At 69.6% G+C, this 17,329-nt stretch carries 9 protein-coding genes; 2 read left to right on the top strand and 7 right to left on the bottom strand.

The window, feature by feature from the left end; genetic code table 11:
- Positions 1-10: 10 nt before the first annotated feature.
- Entirely contained in the window at positions 11-319 is a 309-nt protein-coding gene (locus MT490_RS19045; protein ID WP_297391199.1) for a S4 domain-containing protein, read from the bottom strand.
- Entirely contained in the window at positions 312-2,876 is a 2,565-nt protein-coding gene (locus MT490_RS19040) for a helicase-related protein (protein WP_297391197.1), read from the bottom strand. Before MT490_RS19040 ends, MT490_RS19045 begins: the two co-directional genes overlap by 8 nt.
- Before the next feature lie 254 nt (positions 2,877-3,130).
- Between MT490_RS19040 and MT490_RS19035 the strand changes: the two genes are divergently transcribed.
- Positions 3,131-4,618, top strand: a complete 1,488-nt coding sequence (locus tag MT490_RS19035) for a M23 family metallopeptidase (RefSeq protein ID WP_297391195.1) — start codon at positions 3,131-3,133, stop codon at positions 4,616-4,618.
- 154 nt (positions 4,619-4,772) lie between these two features.
- Here MT490_RS19035 and MT490_RS19030 read toward each other — a convergent pair whose 3' ends face one another.
- From MT490_RS19030 to MT490_RS19010, 5 genes are all read right to left on the bottom strand, one after another.
- Entirely contained in the window at positions 4,773-6,446 is a 1,674-nt protein-coding gene (locus MT490_RS19030; protein ID WP_297391193.1) for a DUF87 domain-containing protein, read from the bottom strand.
- A gap of 287 nt (positions 6,447-6,733) precedes the next feature.
- On the bottom strand, positions 6,734-7,477 hold the full coding sequence (locus MT490_RS19025) for a TIGR02186 family protein (RefSeq protein ID WP_297391191.1): 744 nt from the start codon (positions 7,475-7,477) through the stop codon (positions 6,734-6,736).
- A gap of 137 nt (positions 7,478-7,614) precedes the next feature.
- A complete protein-coding gene (locus MT490_RS19020; protein WP_297391189.1) occupies positions 7,615-8,529 on the bottom strand; it encodes a sulfite exporter TauE/SafE family protein in 915 nt (304 codons plus the stop codon).
- Positions 8,530-8,804: 275 nt separating this feature from the next.
- A complete protein-coding gene (locus MT490_RS19015; protein ID WP_297391187.1) occupies positions 8,805-9,818 on the bottom strand; it encodes a hypothetical protein in 1,014 nt (337 codons plus the stop codon).
- On the bottom strand, positions 9,815-11,203 hold the full coding sequence (locus tag MT490_RS19010) for a glycosyl transferase family protein (RefSeq protein WP_297391186.1): 1,389 nt from the start codon (positions 11,201-11,203) through the stop codon (positions 9,815-9,817). The genes MT490_RS19015 and MT490_RS19010 overlap by 4 nt, the downstream gene beginning before the upstream one ends.
- 187 nt (positions 11,204-11,390) lie before the next feature.
- Here MT490_RS19010 and MT490_RS19005 point away from each other — a divergent pair, with 187 nt between their 5' ends.
- Positions 11,391-17,150: an MG2 domain-containing protein gene (locus MT490_RS19005; protein ID WP_297391184.1), complete on the top strand. Its 5,760-nt coding sequence runs from the start codon at positions 11,391-11,393 to the stop codon at positions 17,148-17,150.
- Positions 17,151-17,329: the final 179 nt, after the last annotated feature.

Here is a 17,329-nt window from a genome sequence, read left to right as displayed (position 1 = left end):
CGGGCCCCTGCTATGCCTCGGACTCTGCGGCGTCAACGTTTCTGGGGGCTATGATTTCGAGGCTGGTATATAGCTGCGCTGCCTCCGCGGGAGGGCCGCGGCGCTTGGGCAGCGCCTCGACGCGCAGCGCGCGGACCTTGCCGTAGAGCGGGAAGACGATGATCGCGCCGACGCGCACCGCCGCCGCCGAGCGCTCGATCCGCCGCCCGTCGAGGCGCAAGGTGCCCTTCTCGGCGATCGCCTGCGCGGCGCTGCGCGTCTTCGCCAGCCGCGCGAACCACAGGAAGCGATCGAGCCGGATGCTGTCGCCGTCAGCCACCGCGCAGCCCCGCGAGCACGGCGAAGGCATTGTCGGTCGGCGCGGCCTTGGGCTTGGCGACCGGCACGAGGCCCTGCCAGATCCAGCGCTGCGGTTCGCCGTCGCGCGCCCTGGCGGTCTTGAAGCCGAGCTGCGCCATCAGCCGCGCGATCGTCTCGGGCTTGAGGCCGATCGACGTCGCCAGCGCGGGATCGGGCGCGAACGGTTTCCGCCCCTGCCGCGCATCATGCGCCGCCCGGGCGATCCGCTCGACCAGGTCGACGCGCACCGCCTGCGCGCCCAACGGGCGAAAGCCGTGCACGAGATCGGCGCCCGGCGCGTTTCGCGCCAGCACCGTCGATCCCTCTGGCGGCGCGTTCGCCAGCCCCATCAGCTCGCGCCGCCAGCGCGCGGCGCCGGGCTTGAGCAGGGCCGGCGCGAACAGGTCGAGCGTGCCGATCGTCACCCCGATCGTCCGCAGCCGCTTGCGGGCGTCGCCGTCGAGCGCCTCGACCAGAGCGGCGGCGGCGCGGCGCGGAAGCAGCCCGCCGGCATCGAGCAGCGCGTTCGCCAGCGCGCGCAGTGGCCCGCCCGCCGCGGGATCGCGACTCGCCGCGTCGAGCTTCGCCAACGTAGGGAGATGGAGGGCGACCTGCCCGGCGAACCACGCCTCCAGCCGCGCCTGCACGGCATTGCGCGCCTGCGGATCGAGTACGTCTAGCGCGCGATCGAGCACGATCCGGGGGCGAACGAGATTTGGACCGGGCTGGAACGTCGCCACCGGAACACCACGCCAAACCACTCCCGTTCGCCCTGAGCTTGTCGAAGGGCAGTTCTTCTTCTCTCCTGAGCTCAAGGACGGCGCTTCGACAACCCCGGATCCAGTCCGGGGGCGAACGGGGGTGTAGTGCAGTTCCTCGTCGCTAGCTTCCACCAGCGCCACGCCGCGCTTCCTGAACTCCCCTGCCAGCCTCTTCTCCGCCGCCGCGAGCAGCATGCGCTTGTCCGCGGCGCGCGCGTCGGGCTGGACGGTGAAGCGGAACCCCTCGAGCCGCCCGAGCGGATGCTCCTCGACGCTCACTTCGCCCTCGGGCCCGATCGTCACCGGCAGGTTCGACGCGTCCGCGCCGATCTGGCGCAGCAGCACCGTGGTGCGCTTGTCGACGAAACGCTGGGTCAGGCTGGCGTGGAGCGCGTCGGACAGTTTCTCCTCGATCGCGCGGGTGCGCTCGGCCCAGTGGATCGGGTCTTCCAGCCAGTCGGCGCGGTGCGCGATATAGGCCCAGCTGCGCGCCGCCGCGATCCGCCCGGCGAGCGTCTCGACGTCGCCGCCCATATTGTCGAGCCGCGCGATCTCGTCGGCGAACCATTGGTGCGGGACATGGCCGTTGCTCTCGGAGAGATGCCCGAACAGCCGCCCGACGAAGCGCGCATGCGGATCGACGCCGAGCTTGCGGAAGTCGGGAAGCCCGCACGCCGCCCAGAGCCGCGCGACCATCCTGGGCGAGCGCACCCGCGCACGCACCCAATCCTCCTCGGCCAGCCGCTTGAGCACCGCGAGGTCGGTCGCCTCGGGCGCGGCGCGCAGCACTTCGGCCGTGGGCTTGGCCTCGAGGCTGGCGATCAGCGCCTCGATGCTGGTCAGATCGGGCTCGCCCTCGCGCCAATAGAGCCGTTCGAGCCGCGGCACCTGATGCGCTTCGAGCGCCAGCACTTCCTCGGGCGTGAAGGCGTTGGGGCCCTCCTCATGGAGCGCACCGAAGGTCCCGTCGCGCTGGTGCCGCCCCGCGCGCCCGGCGATCTGCGCCATCTCGGCAACGGTCAGGCGGCGCTGGCGGCGGCCGTCGAACTTGGCGAGGCTGGCGAAGGCGACATGGTTGACGTCCATGTTCAATCCCATGCCGATCGCGTCGGTGGCGACGAGATAGTCGACCTCACCGGCCTGGAACATCGCGACCTGGGCGTTGCGCGTGCGCGGGGAGAGCGCACCCATCACCACCGCCGCGCCGCCGCGCAGCCGCCGCAGCGCCTCGGCCACCGCATAGACTTCCTCGGCCGAGAAGGCGACGATCGCCGAGCGGCGGGGCAGGCGCGAGAGCTTCTTCGCGCCGGCATAGCTCAAGGTCGAGAAGCGCGGCCGGCCGATGATCTCGGCTTCGGGGACCAGGGCCTTGAGCATGGGTTTGAGCGAGTCCGAGCCGAGGATCATCGTCTCCTCGCGCCCCCGCGCGCGCAGCAGCCGATCGGTGAAGACATGGCCCCGCTCGGGATCGGCGCCCAATTGCGCCTCGTCGAGCCCGACGAACGCCACTTCCCTCTCCACCGGCATGCTCTCGGCGGTGCACAGCAGCCAGCGGGCCTTGGGCGGCAGGATCTTCTCCTCGCCGGTGATCAGCCCGACCGATTCCACGCCCTTGAGCTTCACCACCCGGTCGTAGATCTCGCGCGCGAGCAGCCGCAGCGGGAAGCCGATCATGCCGCTGGCATGGCCGCACATCCGTTCGACGGCGAGATGGGTCTTGCCGGTATTGGTGGGGCCGAGCACCGCGGTGACCGGCGAACGTGCGAACTGACTCATGATCGTTCACCAACATCGTTCCGAGTCAGCCCTTAAGCAACACCCCCTGATTGCGAACCTTCCTTAACTATGTTGATTTATTGGGACATTCAAACATGGGCATCCCTTTGTCCCGCCGCCCGCACGGGTCGCCGCAGGACTGGGAACGGAATGGGCTGCTTAATTTGACTTTAAATGCTCTCTTCCACACTGATCCAGTGTTCGCCGGGGGTGGCGACATTTTCGACGACGGGTTCTTCGGGGGGCATCGCGCCTTGTTCCTGCGTAACGATCATGGTCTGGAGCTCGGCGGCGGCGCGGCCGGTGCGCCTGCGCTCGCGGCCGTGCCCGGCACCGCGCTCAGCACCAAGCTCAAGCGCCGCGTCTTCGCCAATCTCGACCTCGCCCCCGATCTCGGCGCGCGGATCGGCTCGCTCACCTGGTATCGCGGCGCCGCCACCTGCCTGGGGCTGTGCGCGCTCACCTTCCTGATGGCGCCCGGCTTCGAGACCCCGATCTACGGCACCGTCGCACCCGCCTTCACCGGCGCCGAGCTCGACGCCGCGCGCGCTCAGGCGATCGCGCCGCTCGGCAAGGGCGGCACCACCGGCTACCGCGTCGCCGCGACCCGGTTGGTCTCGCCGCTCACCGACACGCCCGAGCGCCCGATGATCAGCCTCGACGGCGTCAAATTGGCTTCGGGCGAGGCGCTGCTCAGCGTGCTGCGCCGCTCGGGCGTCGGCGCCAGGGATGCCGAGCAGGTCGGCGCGCTCGTCACCAGGGCCGTCGCCTTCAACGAGATCCAGCCGGGCACCACGCTCGACCTCACGCTCGGCCGCCGCACCGACAAGTCGCAGCCGCGCCCCTTGCAGAACATGGCCTTCCGCGCCCGCTTCGACCTCAAGCTCGAAGTCGCGCGGAACGGCAGCGGCCTCGCGCTCAAGCAGATCCCGATCGCGATCGATCATACGCCGCTGCGCGTCCAGGGCGCGATCGGATCGAGCCTCTATCGCTCGGCCCGCGCCGCCGGCGCTCCGGCCAAGGCGGTCGAATCCTATATCCGCACGCTCGCCACGCGCGTGCCCGTCTCGCGGCTCGGCTCGGACTGCAAGTTCGACATCATCGTCAAGCAGGCACGCGCCGCCACCGGCGAGGTCCAGCTGGGCAACCTGCTCTATGCCGGCGTCAGCGGCTGCGATTCCAGGGTCCAGCTGATGCCGTGGGAATCGAACGGCAAGACCGAGTGGTTCGACGGACTCGGCAAGGGCAGCAGGACGGGCATGATGGCGATGCCCGCCGCGGGCCGCATCTCGTCGAGCTTCGGCATGCGCCGCCACCCGCTGCTCGGCTATACCCGCATGCACCGGGGCATCGACATCGCCGCGCCCTGGGGCGCGCCGGTCTATGCCGCGACCGACGGCGTCGTGCAGTTCGCCGGTCGCAGCTCGGGCTATGGCAATTTCATCAAGCTCGACCATGGCGGCGCCTTCGGCACCGGCTATGGCCATCTCAGCCGCATCCTCGTCCGGGGTGGGCAGAGCGTGCGCAAGGGACAGCTGATCGGCGCGGTGGGCAGCACCGGCATGTCGACCGGCCCGCATCTGCACTACGAGCTCTACAAGAACGGCGCCGCGGTGAACCCGCGCTCGGTATCGTTCACCTCGATGCGCCAGCTGGCCGGCAGCGACCTCGGCGCCTTCCGCTCGAAATTGCACGAACTGCTGGCGGTGCCGGTGGGCCGCGGCGCGAAGGACGAGGATTGAAAGACTCCCCTCCCTGCAAGGGAGGGGTTGGGGGTGGGTGCGAGCGCAGCGAGCCCTTCGGACGGCTGGTGAAATAGAAAAGGCCAGGCATCGAGCCCGGCCTTTTCTATACCCACCCCTAGCCCCTCCCTTGCAGGGAGGGGAACCCCAGATGCTACTTCCCCTGCGAGCGCCAGCGCTTGATCGTGCGCTCGAGGATCTGCTCCTCTCCGCCGGTCATGCGCCACAATTCGGAGAAGAGGGGATCGTCGGAGGCCGGGCGCTTGCCGTCCTCGAGGCTGTCGAACAGCAGGCGGATCGGCGTCGCGACGCCTTCGCCGACCGCGATGCACTCGCGGTTGCGCAGCGCCGGGATCGAATCGAGGAAGCCGCGCGCGCCTTCGGGCATCGCCGCCCGCACAAAGGCCTGGTCGCGCTCGTTGTTCAATCGCATCGACAGGATCGTGCCGCATTGCGACAGCACGCCCTCGGCAAGGTCCGAGGGGCGCTGCGTGATCAGCCCCAGCGAGACGCCGTACTTGCGGCCTTCCTTGGCGATCCGGCTGAGGATGCGGCCGACCGACGAGCCGTCGGCGTTGCGCTCGTTGGGGACGTAGCGGTGCGCCTCTTCGCAGACCAGGAGCACCGGGCGCTTGGCCTCGCCGCGCGACCAGATCGCGAAGTCGAACACCATGCGACTGAGCACCGCGACCACGACCGACGTGATCTCGCTCGGTACCCCCGACACGTCGATGATCGAGATCGGCTTGCCGTCGCCCGGCAGGCGGAAGATGCGCGCGAGGAAGTTCGCCATCGAATCGGCGACCAGCATGCCTGAGAACATGAAGGCGTAGCGCGGATCGCCCTTGATCTCGTCGATCTTGCTGCGGAGGCGCAGATAGGGCGCCGTGTCGGTCGCCTTGTCCATCTTGCCCATTTCGAGCTGGAGGATCTGGGTGAGGTCCGAGAGCAGATAGGGGATGGGCGCGTCGACGGTGAGCTTGCCGAACTCCTGCGCCAGCCGGTTCTTGCCCTTGGCGAGCAGGATGCACTTGGCGAGGATGTCGGCGTCGACCTGGCGGTCCGAGCCCGAGGTGGTCAGGAACACCTCGCAATGCTCCTCGAAGTTCATCAGCCAATAGGGCATCTGCAGGTTCGAGACGTCGTAGAGCGCGCCGGTATTCTTGAACGCGCTGGCATATTCGCCGTGCGGGTCGATCATCACGATGTGACCCTGGGGCGCGAGCTCGCAGATCCGGTGGAGGATCAAAGCCGCCGCGGTCGACTTGCCGGTACCGGTCGAGCCCAGCAGCGCGAAATGCTTGCCGAGCATCGAGTCGACATAGAGCGCGGCGCGGATGTCCTTGGTGGGATAGACGTTGCCGATCTCGATATGCGCGCGGCCGTCGGCGGCGTAGATCTGCTTGAGGTCGGCGGTCGAGACCGGGAACACCGCGCAGCCCGGCGTGGGATAGCGGGTGACGCCGCGGCGGAACTTGTAGAGCTTGCCGGTCAGCTTCTCCTCGTCGCCCTCGCCGAGGAAATCGACCTGCGCCGCGATCCGGTCGCCATTGCCGTCGAGCCGGAGCGAGCGGACATTGGCGATCAGCCACGTATTGCCCACGCGCATCTTGACCTGGCTGCCCACCTGCCCCGCATTGGCGATCGCGACGTCGCTGTTGGCGGCGAGCGCCTCGATCTCGGCGGGATCGAACATCACCTGGCTCGACGAGCCGGCGATATCGAACACCGCGCCGATCGCGCGGAGCTGGCCGCGCGGCGAGACCGCGTCTCCCGACGAAACGGGCGCGGCATTGTCGAGGGCGCGCGCGCCGAACTGACCTTCCATCGGATACTCCCCGGGGGTTGCGCGGGGGACCATAAGCAACGAGCGTAAATATTGGGTTGTCCGAGGATTGGGGTGAAACGCCATTCGGCTTTGATCGGACGCGCGTGGTTGAGCCCCTGCCGCTTCCGATCCTCCCCCGCCAGGGGGAGGTGTCAGCCGCAGGCTGACGGAGGGGGAGGACGGCAACTCACCATCGGCGTGATTCCGCCCCCTCCGTCGCACTGCGTGCGCCACCTCCCCTGGCGGGGGAGGATTGAGAAGGCTGAATGCCGATACGGCCCGGGTCCCTAGAAGCGCCGCCAGATCGCGCCCGCCCCCCAGCCGAACAGCACCGACAGCGCCACCGCCACCAGCCCGTAGGAAATCGAGTAATGCTCGGCGCTGCTCGCGACGAAGCGCTCGAAGCCCGATTTGCGGATGTCGATCGGCCGCACCGCGGCGGCAAGCACGCGCCCATTCTGGATCAGGAAGGTCTCGGCGGTGAAGCGCCCCACCGGCACGCGCGCGGGGATGTTCAGCCGGGCGCGATAGAGCACGCCCCCGGTGATCTCCACTGCGCCCGGCGCCTCGTAATAGAGGCCGCTGCGCGTGCGCAGGTCGACCAGCCCGCGGTCGAACCGCTGCTGCACCTCGGGGATCGCGCCCGAGGCCGGCGAAAGCTGGAGGCTGTCGACGCCGAGCTCGAAGATCGCGCGGGTGCGCTGGTCGACGATTCCGCGAATCGGGCGCGACGAGGCGATCGCATAGAAGCTCGGCGCCGAGCGATAGCGCATCGATTCGGCGTTGACCCAGATCCCGGCGACCTTCGCCTTCTCGCGCACCAGGATCGCCTGGGTCGGCCCCTTGACCACCACGACCACGTCGACCGGCCCGTCCTCCGGGTCGGGCGCGCGCCCCCTCGGATAGAGGATCGCGCCGAACAGCAGCAATTCGGCGCCGGTGAAGGAATAGGCGATCTCGATGTCGCGCTGCGAGACGTCGGGGACGAGCACGGGCTTGGCCTGCCCCATCAGCAGCGGGGCCGCGAGCATCAGCAAAGCGCTTGCTCTCGCGGTGCCGGCCCGCTCCCCCACCCGGCCACCCAACGGCAGTATATTATGGGTGGCCGGGTGGGGGAGCGGGCTGGTGCCGCCCTTCCGCGCAGCGGAAGCAAAGAGAAGCACTCGCTTCACAGCAGCTCGACCGAGAAGATCTCGTCGGGCCGCCAGGCGAGCCCGAGCAGCATCCGGAGCGCGACGACGATCACGATCAAAGCAAGCGTGAGGCGGAGATATTCGGGCTTGGCCTTCTGGGCGAAGCGCGCGCCGAGCTGCGCGCCCGCCACCGAGCCGAGCAGCAGCAGCACCGCGAGGACGATGTCGACCGCCTTGGTGGTGGTGGCGTGGACCATCGTCGCCACGGCGGTGACGAACAGGATCTGGAACAGCGAGGTGCCGACCACCACCTGCGTGCCCATGCCGAGCAGATAGAGCATCGCCGGCACCAGGATGAAGCCGCCGCCGACGCCGAGCAGGACGGTCAATATGCCGGTGAAGAAGCCGAGCAGCAGCGGCGCGAGCGGCGAGATGTAGAGCCCCGAGCGATAGAAGCGCCAGCGCAGGGGAAGCATCGCGACCAGCGGATGGTGCCGCCGCTTGCGCGGGCGCGGCGGGGCGGCACCGCGGCCGACGCGCACCGCCGTCACCGATTCGTGGAGCATCAGCCCGCCGATCGAGCCGAGCATCAGCACATAGAGGACCGCGATCACCGTATCGATCGCACCACTCGCCTGGAGCAATCGGAACAATACCGCGCCGGCGATGCTGCCGATGACGCCGCCCACGACCAGCACCAGCCCCATGTGCACGTCGACCCCGCCGCGCCGGAAATGCGCGAACACGCCCGATACGCTCGCGCCGGTCACCTGGCTGGCGGCCGAGGCCGCGGCGACGGTGGGCGGGATGCCGTAGAAGATCAGCAAGGGTGTAGTGAGGAACCCGCCGCCCACCCCGAACATGCCCGAGAGCAGCCCGACGCCCAGCCCCAGCGCCACGATCACCAGCGCGTTGACCGACAGATTGGCGATGGGGAGGTAGAGATCCATTGGATGAAGGCGATACCGCGTTTGCACGGGACTGCAAAAGCCCGCGGCTGGTTTGGGGAATTATTGTCCGGTGAGCAACGTGGCGCTCCAGGTCGTATCGACATTCAGGCGAGCGAGGACTTTCCATCCTCCCCCGCCAGGGGGAGGTGGCACGCATAGCGTGACGGAGGGGGCGGAAGCACTGCGCTCGGTTGGAGAGGGCGCTGCTTACCTCCCCCTCCGACGCCTTCGGCGCCACCTCCCCCTGGCGGGGAGGATTTGAATGTCGATACGATCTAGAAATCGCTCCCCAGCGTGAGCGCGAGGCCCGATCCCGGGCGGGCGTTGCCGGCGATGCGCTGGCGCCAGTCGAGCGCGAGGCGGACGTCCTGCCCGGCGAGCGGCAGCGCGAGCGTCGCGGAGGGGCCGAGATCGAGGCGCGCCGCGTCGCGCTGGGCCGCGCCCCAGGCGCCTCCGCCGAACGCGAGGCGGATGCCGTCGCCCTCGGCCAGGGTCCGCGTCGCGCGGACCGCGCCGTCGGCATAGGGCTCGGTGCGCGCGCGCCGGATCGCGCCGGCCTGGCCGTAGGATTCGAGCCTGAGCCCCGCGATCGTGCCGTCATAGCCGGCGATCGCGCCGATGCCCGGGCCGCCCCGGCTGCCGTCGAGCCCGAAGCGCTGCTCGGCGACGAGTCGCACCGGCGCGTCCATCGGCTGCCATTCGAGCCCGATCGATCCTTCGGCGCCCTTGCCCCGGAGCGGCGTCGCTACGCGGGCGAAGGCGGCGATGCGCTGGCGGGGCGCGAGCAGCCAGGCGACGCGAAGCCCCGCCTGACCGCCGCCGAGCTGACTCCCGCCCGGCGCCGCGCCGAGGCCGGTGCCGGGCCGCGCGACGAACCAGGCGCTCGCCGACCAGCGCGAGGGCAGGCCCGGCAGCCGCTCGGGCTGAGCGGCCGGCGGCAGCGGCACCGTGGCGACACCGACGGTTGCGGGCGTGCCATATTGGACGAGCGCGAGCAGCGCCATCTGGACGCGCGCCGGATCCGATTCGGGAAGCACTGCACGCGCCGCTGCCAGCGCTCCGGCAGGCGTGACGGCAGCGATCCGCGCCTTTCGCAGCGCGGTGACGGAATGGACCTGCGGAGGTGCCGCCACGGCCCCCGCGCCGGGTTCGGCCGATGCCAGCGGCACCATCGCCTCGATCGCCTCGGGGAGCGAGCCGGTCTGCGACCAGAGCAAGGCGAAGCGCGCGCCGATCCAGCCCAGCAGGACCAAGGCGAGAAAGCGGACCGGCCGCCCCCGCCCGATCACAGCGCGGCCTGCTCCGGCAGGTCGGGGAATTGGTGGTCGGTCTTGTCCCAATGCGGCGCGGCGCCGAGCAGTATCCGCGCATAGAGCCCGATCGCGCGGCGCGCGGCGAGCAGGGCGATATAATTGCCCACGAACACCCGCGGCGCCGACCAGAGGGCCTCGCGCCAGCCATAGGAGCGATGCACGAACGCCGCGCGCACCAGCAACCGCCACCCGACCAGGGCGATATTCGTCCAGAGCAGGACCTCGACCAACGGATCGAGCGCCGGTATGGCCGATCGGTCCATGACATGCGCCGCCAGCGACGCGCCCCAGAGCAGCAAGGCGCAATAAGCGATGGCGAGCACCGGCAGCGCCAGCGTCGCCCGCCGGTCGCGCATGCGCATCCAGTGATCGGCGAGATGCACCGCCCTGCGCCATCCCGTCCGGTCCCATCCGGCGAGCGCGATCCCGGTCAGCCAGCGCCCCTTCTGTCGCACGGCCGCGCCGAGCGTGTCGGGGAAATAGGCGCGCACCGCCACGGGCGGCCCGCCGGGCCGTTCGGGAACGCGCGCGAGCGCCGCCTTGCCGCCCATCGCGTTGATCGTCAGCCCGAGCTCGTAATCCTCGGTGAGGCTGGTCGCGTCGAAGGGCGATCCGCCGCGCGCCGCCGCGATCGCCGCGAGCATGTCGCGCCGGATCGCGCAGCCCACGCCCGCGAGCGGAAGCCCCGCGCCGAGCGCCTGGCGCACGACGAGCTGCTTCGCATGCGCCTCGGCGAATTCGTCGCAATAATGGCCGGCGACGAAGCGCGAGCGCGGGTGCGGCAGCGGCATCACCGGCAGCTGCACCGTCGCATGATGCTGGAGCCAACGGGCATAGATGCCGAGCTCCTGCGCGTGGACGATGTCCTCGGCATCGTGGAGGACGATCCCCAGCGCCGCGAATCCCTCCGCCGCCTCGTCGCGCAGCAGCGCGCGCCAGAGCGTGTTGAGGCAATCGGCCTTGGTCGTCGGCCCCGGCGCGCCGCCGATCGCCAGCCGGACGCGCGGATCCTCCCCCGCCACCGCGGCGACGGCGGCGATCGTCGCCGGATCGTTGGGATAGGTACCGACATAGATGGCGTAATCGTCATGCTCGAACCGGGCGAGTGCGGTGCGCAGCATCCGGCCGATCACTCGCGCCTCGTCCCATGCGGCGACGAACAGGATGATCCTGCCCGGCGGCACGGCCGCGAGAGTCGCCGCGGCAGGCGGCGTCCGAAACCGCGAAAAGAGCCGCAGATGAGTACGCCTGGCGATATAGATCAGGTCGACCAGAAGATCGTCCACGCCGCCGACGAGGAACCATATCGCGGCGAACAACGTCGCTTCGCGCGCAATCGCGTCTATCGCGACGATCAACATGACGGCCCCAGCATCGCGAACCCCCCGATTCGGATGAAACGATCTTCCTTGGTATTTAAGGAACTATCAAGTTTACTTCGCAGCGGCCGGGACGATTTCCATCTGTTTCGGAGGTGCTCGATTCGGCGTTGGCCTGCATTCCGGGCACGGCTAGGATGCCGCCGACCTTTGGGGGGAATTGGCTGCCATGAAGCTCGCTGTCCGGCTCGGGATATTGGCGCTGGTCGCCGCTCCCTTGGGCGCCACGCTGGCGATGGGCGACAATAGCCCGCAGGTCGAGATGGCGACGCCCGGCGTCGGCGGCGGCGCGATCGAGCGCTTCACCGCGCGGTTCAACGCCGCGATGGTCCCGCTCGGCGATCCGCGCGCGGCCGGCCCGTTCGATGTCGAATGCCCGGTCGGCGGTGAGGGGCGCTGGGTCGACCAGCAGACCTATGTCCACGAATTCGCCAGCCCCTTGCCCGGCGGCGTGACCTGTACCTTCACCTTGAAGGACAAGCTCAAGAGCCTCGCCGGCTATGCGGTCACCGGCCAGACCAAGTTCACCGTCGACAGCGGCGGGCCGATCGCGCGCGCGGTGCTGCCGAGCCGCTATGGTGGCGAGATCGAGGAGGACCAGACCTTCCTCGTCGCCGCCAACCTCGCGCCGAGCCCGTCCTCGGTCGCCGCCAATGTCTATTGCGCGGTCGACGGGGTGGGCGAGAAGATCCCGGTCGACGTGCTGCCCGCCGACGTGCGCGGCAAGGTCCTGGCCGGGCTCGGCACCGATCGCTGGGAAGTGCAGAGCTTCCTCGAGGAGGCGGGGCTGCCCAAGGCGCTTCCCGCCAGCGACGCCGATCGCGAAAAGGCTACGGCGAACGTCGTCGCGCTCAAGTGCCGCCGCCCGCTCCCGCCGGGCCGCGACGTCGCATTGGTCTGGGGCAAGGACGTGGCCAGCCTGACGGGGCGTACCGCCGGCACCGACCAGCGCTTCGACTTCACCGTGCGGAAGCCCTTCGCGGCGCGCTTCGAATGCTCGCGCGTCAATGCACAGGCGGGGTGCAGCCCGGTGCAGGATGCCTGGGTGCGTTTCTCGGCGCCGATCCCCCGCGCCCAGGCCGAGGCGATCCGCATCACCTTGCCCGACGGCAAGGCGCTGACCCCGATCTTCTCCGACGAGGAGAAGCGCAAGGCGACCATCGCAGACGTCAAGTTCAAGGCGCCGCTCCCCGCTTCGGTCGTGGGCAAGCTCACCCTCCCCACCGAGGTCACCGACGAGAGCGGGCGGAAGCTCTCCAACGCCGAGCGTTTCCCGCTAAACGTCCGCTTCGACGAGGCGCCGCCGCTGGTGAAGTTCGCCGCCGATTTCGGCATCCTCGAAGCCGCCGAGGGCGGCGTGCTCCCCGTCACCGTGCGCAATGTCGAGCCGCAGCTCGGCGGCAAGCAGATGGCGGTCGGCGGGCAGAGCCTCAAGGTCGAGGGCGGCGACGGCGAAATCGCCAAATGGCTGCGCGCGATCGACGATGCCGCCGAGACCAAGACCGACACGATCGAGCGCGGCGACGAGACGATCCGGATCAACCAGACCGGTGCGAAGCCGCTGCTCACCCCCGCCACGGGCAAGCCCTTCCAGGTCTCGCTGCCCGGCAAGGGCAAGGAGTTCGAAGTCGTCGGCATCCCGCTGACCAAGCCCGGATTCTATGTCGTCGAGCTCGCCAGCCCGCGGCTCGGCAACGCATTGCTCGGCCGCAATTCGCCGCGCTACGTCGCCGCGGGCGCGCTCGTCACCAATATGAGCGTGCACTTCAAATGGGGCCGCGACCAATCCCTGGTCTGGGTCACCGCGCTCGACAGCGGCAAGGGCGTCGGCAGCGCCGAGGTGCGCATCACCGACAGCTGCACCGGCCAGCTCCTGGCCAAGGGCACCACCGATGCCTCGGGCCGGCTCGGCGTCCCCGCGGGACTCCCCGAGCCCGAGACCTATTCGAGCTGCGAGAGCGGCAACGCCTCGCCGCTGATGATCTCGGCGCGGAAAGCCGACGATTTCAGCTTCACGCTCACCCAATGGGGCGAGGGCATCCGCCCGTACGACTTCGACCTGCCTTATGGCTGGCAGAAGCAGGACCAGATCTTCCACACCGTGTTCGATCGCGCGCTCGTCCGCCAGGGCGAGACGATCCATATGAAACACATCGTCCGCCAGCCGATCGCGACCGGCTTCGGCACTTCGCCCGCCTTCACCGGCACGCTGCGCCTCGCGCATCGCGGCTCGGACACGAAGTACGATTTGCCGCTGAGCATCGACGCCAACGGCATCGGCGAGACCGAGTGGACCGCGCCGCAGGGCGCCAAGATGGGCGATTACGACATCCAGGTCGTGACGACCGAGGGCGAGAGCGAAAAGATCGCCTATACCGGCCAGTCCTTCAAGCTCGACGAATATAAGCTCCCGACGATGAAGGCCTCGATCGCGGGGCCCAAGGAAGCGGCGGTGCGGCCGAGCACGCTGCCGCTCGACCTGTTCGTCGGCTATCTTTCGGGCGGCGGCGCGGGCAATCTGCCGGTCGAATTGCGCGTCGGCTGGTTCGAGGGCGTCTCCGCCCCCGACGGCTATGACAGCTACAGCTTCGGCGGCCGCGCGCTGACCGAGGGGGTGAAGCCCCTGAACGGCGACGACGAGACCGACGAGGAATCGACGCCGCTGCCACCGACCCAGACGCTGCCCGTCACCTTGGGCGGCGACGGCACCGCACGGACCTCGGTCGAGATCCCCCAGAGCCTCGACCAGCCGACCAACATGCAGATCGAGATGGATTATCAGGACGCCAATGGCGAGATCCTGACCGCCTCGCGCCGCATCCCGATCTACACCAGCGCGGTCCAGCTCGGGATCAAGACCGACGGCTGGCTGATGAAGCAGGACGATCTGCGCCTGCGCTTCGTCGCGCTCGACACTTCGGGAAAGCCGCTCGCCAACCAGGACATTGCGGTCGAGCTCTACAGCCGCGAGATCCTCACCGCGCGGCGCCGGCTGATCGGCGGCTTCTACGCATACGACAACCAGATGAAGACCACGAAGCTGGGCGCGACCTGCTCGGCGACGACCGACGCGCAGGGGCTGGCGAGCTGCCAGCTCGATCCCGGCGTATCGGGCGAAGTCTATGCCGTCGCGACGACCAAGGACGCAGAAGGCAATGTCGCGCGCGCGACGCGCTCGACCTGGCTGGTCGGCGACGACGATTGGTGGTTCGGCGGCGACAATGGCGACCGGATGGACGTCATCCCCGAGCAGCTCGAATACAAGGCCGGCGAGACAGCCAAGTTCCAGGTCCGCATGCCCTTCCGCGAAGCGACCGCGCTGGTCACCGTCGAGCGCGAGGGCGTGCTCTCCAGCTTCGTCGTCGGCCTCAGCGGCAAGGACCCGGTGATCGAGGTCCCGATGCCGGGCTCCTATGCCCCCGACGTCTATGTCTCGGTGATGGCGGTGCGCGGCCGCGTCTCGGGCTGGGCCAATTGGCGCTCGAATCTCGCACGCGACTGGGGGCTGCCCTTCTCCCAGGACGGCGGCAAGCCGACCGCGACGGTCGACCTCGCCAAGCCGGCCTATCGGATGGGCATCGCCAAGGTGAAGGTCGGCTGGGAGGGGCATCGCCTGAGCGTCGCGGTCAAGGCCGAGAAGCCGACCTATGCCGCGCGCGACACCGCCAGCGTTGAGGTGCAGGTAAAGAACCCCGACGGATCGCCGGCGCGCGAGGCGGATGTGGCGTTCGCAGCAGTGGATGAGGCCTTGCTCCAGCTCGCCCCCAACGAGAGCTGGGACGTGCTCACTGCGATGATGGGCGACCGGCCGATCTCGGTGCTCACCTCGACCGCGCAGACCCAGGTCGTCGGCAAGCGGCACTATGGCAAGAAGGCGGTCGAGGCCGGCGGCGGTGGCGGCGGCGATCTCTCGGGGCTCAACCGCGAGAATTTCCAGCCGGTATTGCTGTGGAAGGGCAGGGTCCCGCTCGACGGCAATGGCCGCGCGCGCGTGGCGGTGCCGCTGTCCGACGCGCTGACGTCGTTCAAGCTGGTCGCGATCGCCACCAACGGCGCGCAACTCTTCGGCACCGGCGAGGCGAGCGTCCGCACCCAGCAGGACCTCAGCATCTATCCGGGCGTGCCGCAGGTGGTGCGCACCGGCGACAGCTTCGGGGCGATGTTCACGCTGCGCAACGGATCGGACAAGCCGATGCGGGTGACCGCGACCGTCGCGCTCAACCCCGCGGTGGCGACCGGCAAGCCGCTCACCGTCGAGATCCCGGCGGGCGGCGCCGCGCCGGTCAGCTGGAACCTCACCGCCCCGAACCAGGCCGGCAAGCTGACCTGGACGGTCTCGGCCAAATCGGCCGACGGCAAGGCGGTCGATCGCGTGACCGTGGCGCAGGACGTGATCCCGGCGGTGCCGGTCGAGACCTGGGCGGCGAGCCTCGCCCGAGTCGGCGAAGGCACCAGCTTCTCGATCGCCCCGCCGGCGGGCGCGCTGCCCGGCTTCGGCATGGTCGAGGTGTCGCTCGCCGACACGCTCGCCCCGCCGCTCCAGGGCGTGCGCGATTACATGGCGGCCTATCCCTATGGCTGCCTCGAGCAGCGTACCTCGCGCGCGATCGCGCTGGGCGATACGGGGATGTGGAACAGCATCGCCGCCGAGCTCCCGGCCTATCAGGATGGCGACGGGCTGTTGCGCTACTTCCCCGGCGAATGGGCGGGATCGGAGGCGCTGACGGCGTACATCCTGTCGATCAGCGGCGAGGCCGGGCTGCCGCTCCCCGAGGGCCCCCGCGCCAAGGCGATCGACGCGATGAAGGCAGTGCTCGACGGCCGCCTCCGCCGCGAGGATTATGGCGATGTCCGGCTCCAGCGGATCGCCGCCTTCTCGGCGCTGGCGCGGCAGGGCGCGGCGACCGGCGCGATGCTCGGCCAGCTCGGCATCGCGCCGGCCGAGATGCCGACCTCGTCGCTCGCCGACTATCTCGCCGCGCTCGGCCGCGTCCCCGGCCTCGCCAACGGTGCGCAGCTGCGCGCCGATGCCGAACGGGTGCTACGTACCAGGCTGGTCTATGAAGGCACGCGGATCGACCTCAGCGACAAGGGCAACATGCCCTGGTGGCTGATGTCGTCGGACGACGAGGCGGCGATCAAGGCGGTGCTCGTCACGCTCGGCCGCCCCGGCTGGCAGGACGATTCGGCGAAGATGATGGTCGGCGTGGCGATGCGCCAGCAGCGCGGCCATTGGGGGACGACCACCGGCAATGCCTGGGGCACGATCGTCGCCCGGAAATTCATGGCGGCCTATCCCGCGGAGGCGATCGCCGGGGTGACCAGCGCCAGCCTCGGCAGCGCGAGCGTCAGCCGGCCCTGGCCTTTGCTCGAGCCGCAGCGCAGCTTCAGCCTGCCGCTGCCGGCGGCGACCAGCCCTCTGGTGCTGCGCCAGTCGGGCGGTGCCGGGCCCTGGGCGTTCGTCCGCGTCAAGGCGGCGGTGCCGCTCACCCAGCCGCTGATGGCGGGGTACAGGATGACGAAGCAGGTCAGCGTGGTGCAGGGGCTGGTGCCCGGGCGCTACACGCGCGGCGACGTGATCAAGGTGACGATCAGCGTCGAGGCATCGGCCGAGCGCAACTGGGTGGTGATCAACGATCCGGTGCCGACCGGCGCGACGGTGATCGGCAGCCTGGGCGGCCAGTCCGAGATGCTGGGCAGCCAAGCGGGAACCGCCGAGGGCGTCTCGCCCAACTGGATCGAGCGCGGCCAGGGCTCGTGGCGGGCTTATTACGGCTGGGTACCGCGCGGCAACTTCACCATCTCCTACGTGATGCGCCTGAACGCCGCGGGCCGGTTCAGCCTGCCGGCGACGCGGGTGGAGGCGATGTACTCGCCCGAGATCCGCGCGCAGCTGCCCAATGCGGTGATGACGGTGGCGGAGCGGTAATGCATCGCGCTCACCCTCACCCTTCCCACCGCCTTCGGCGGCGGGCCCCTTCCCTCTCCCATCGGGAGAGGGAAGGAGGCGCGAAGCGCCGGAAGGGTGAGGGTGACCCTCGGGTAGCGCGATGAAGCTGCCCGATCTCAAAGCCCTGATCGCGCGCATCGACGGCTTCCCCGAAGCCC

The sequence above is a fragment of the Sphingomonas sp. genome, assembly GCF_026460985.1.
In the GTDB taxonomy this organism is placed as follows: domain Bacteria; phylum Pseudomonadota; class Alphaproteobacteria; order Sphingomonadales; family Sphingomonadaceae; genus Sphingomonas.
Note: the sequence above shows the minus strand (reverse complement) of the source record. Positions and strands in the feature narration are given on the sequence as shown.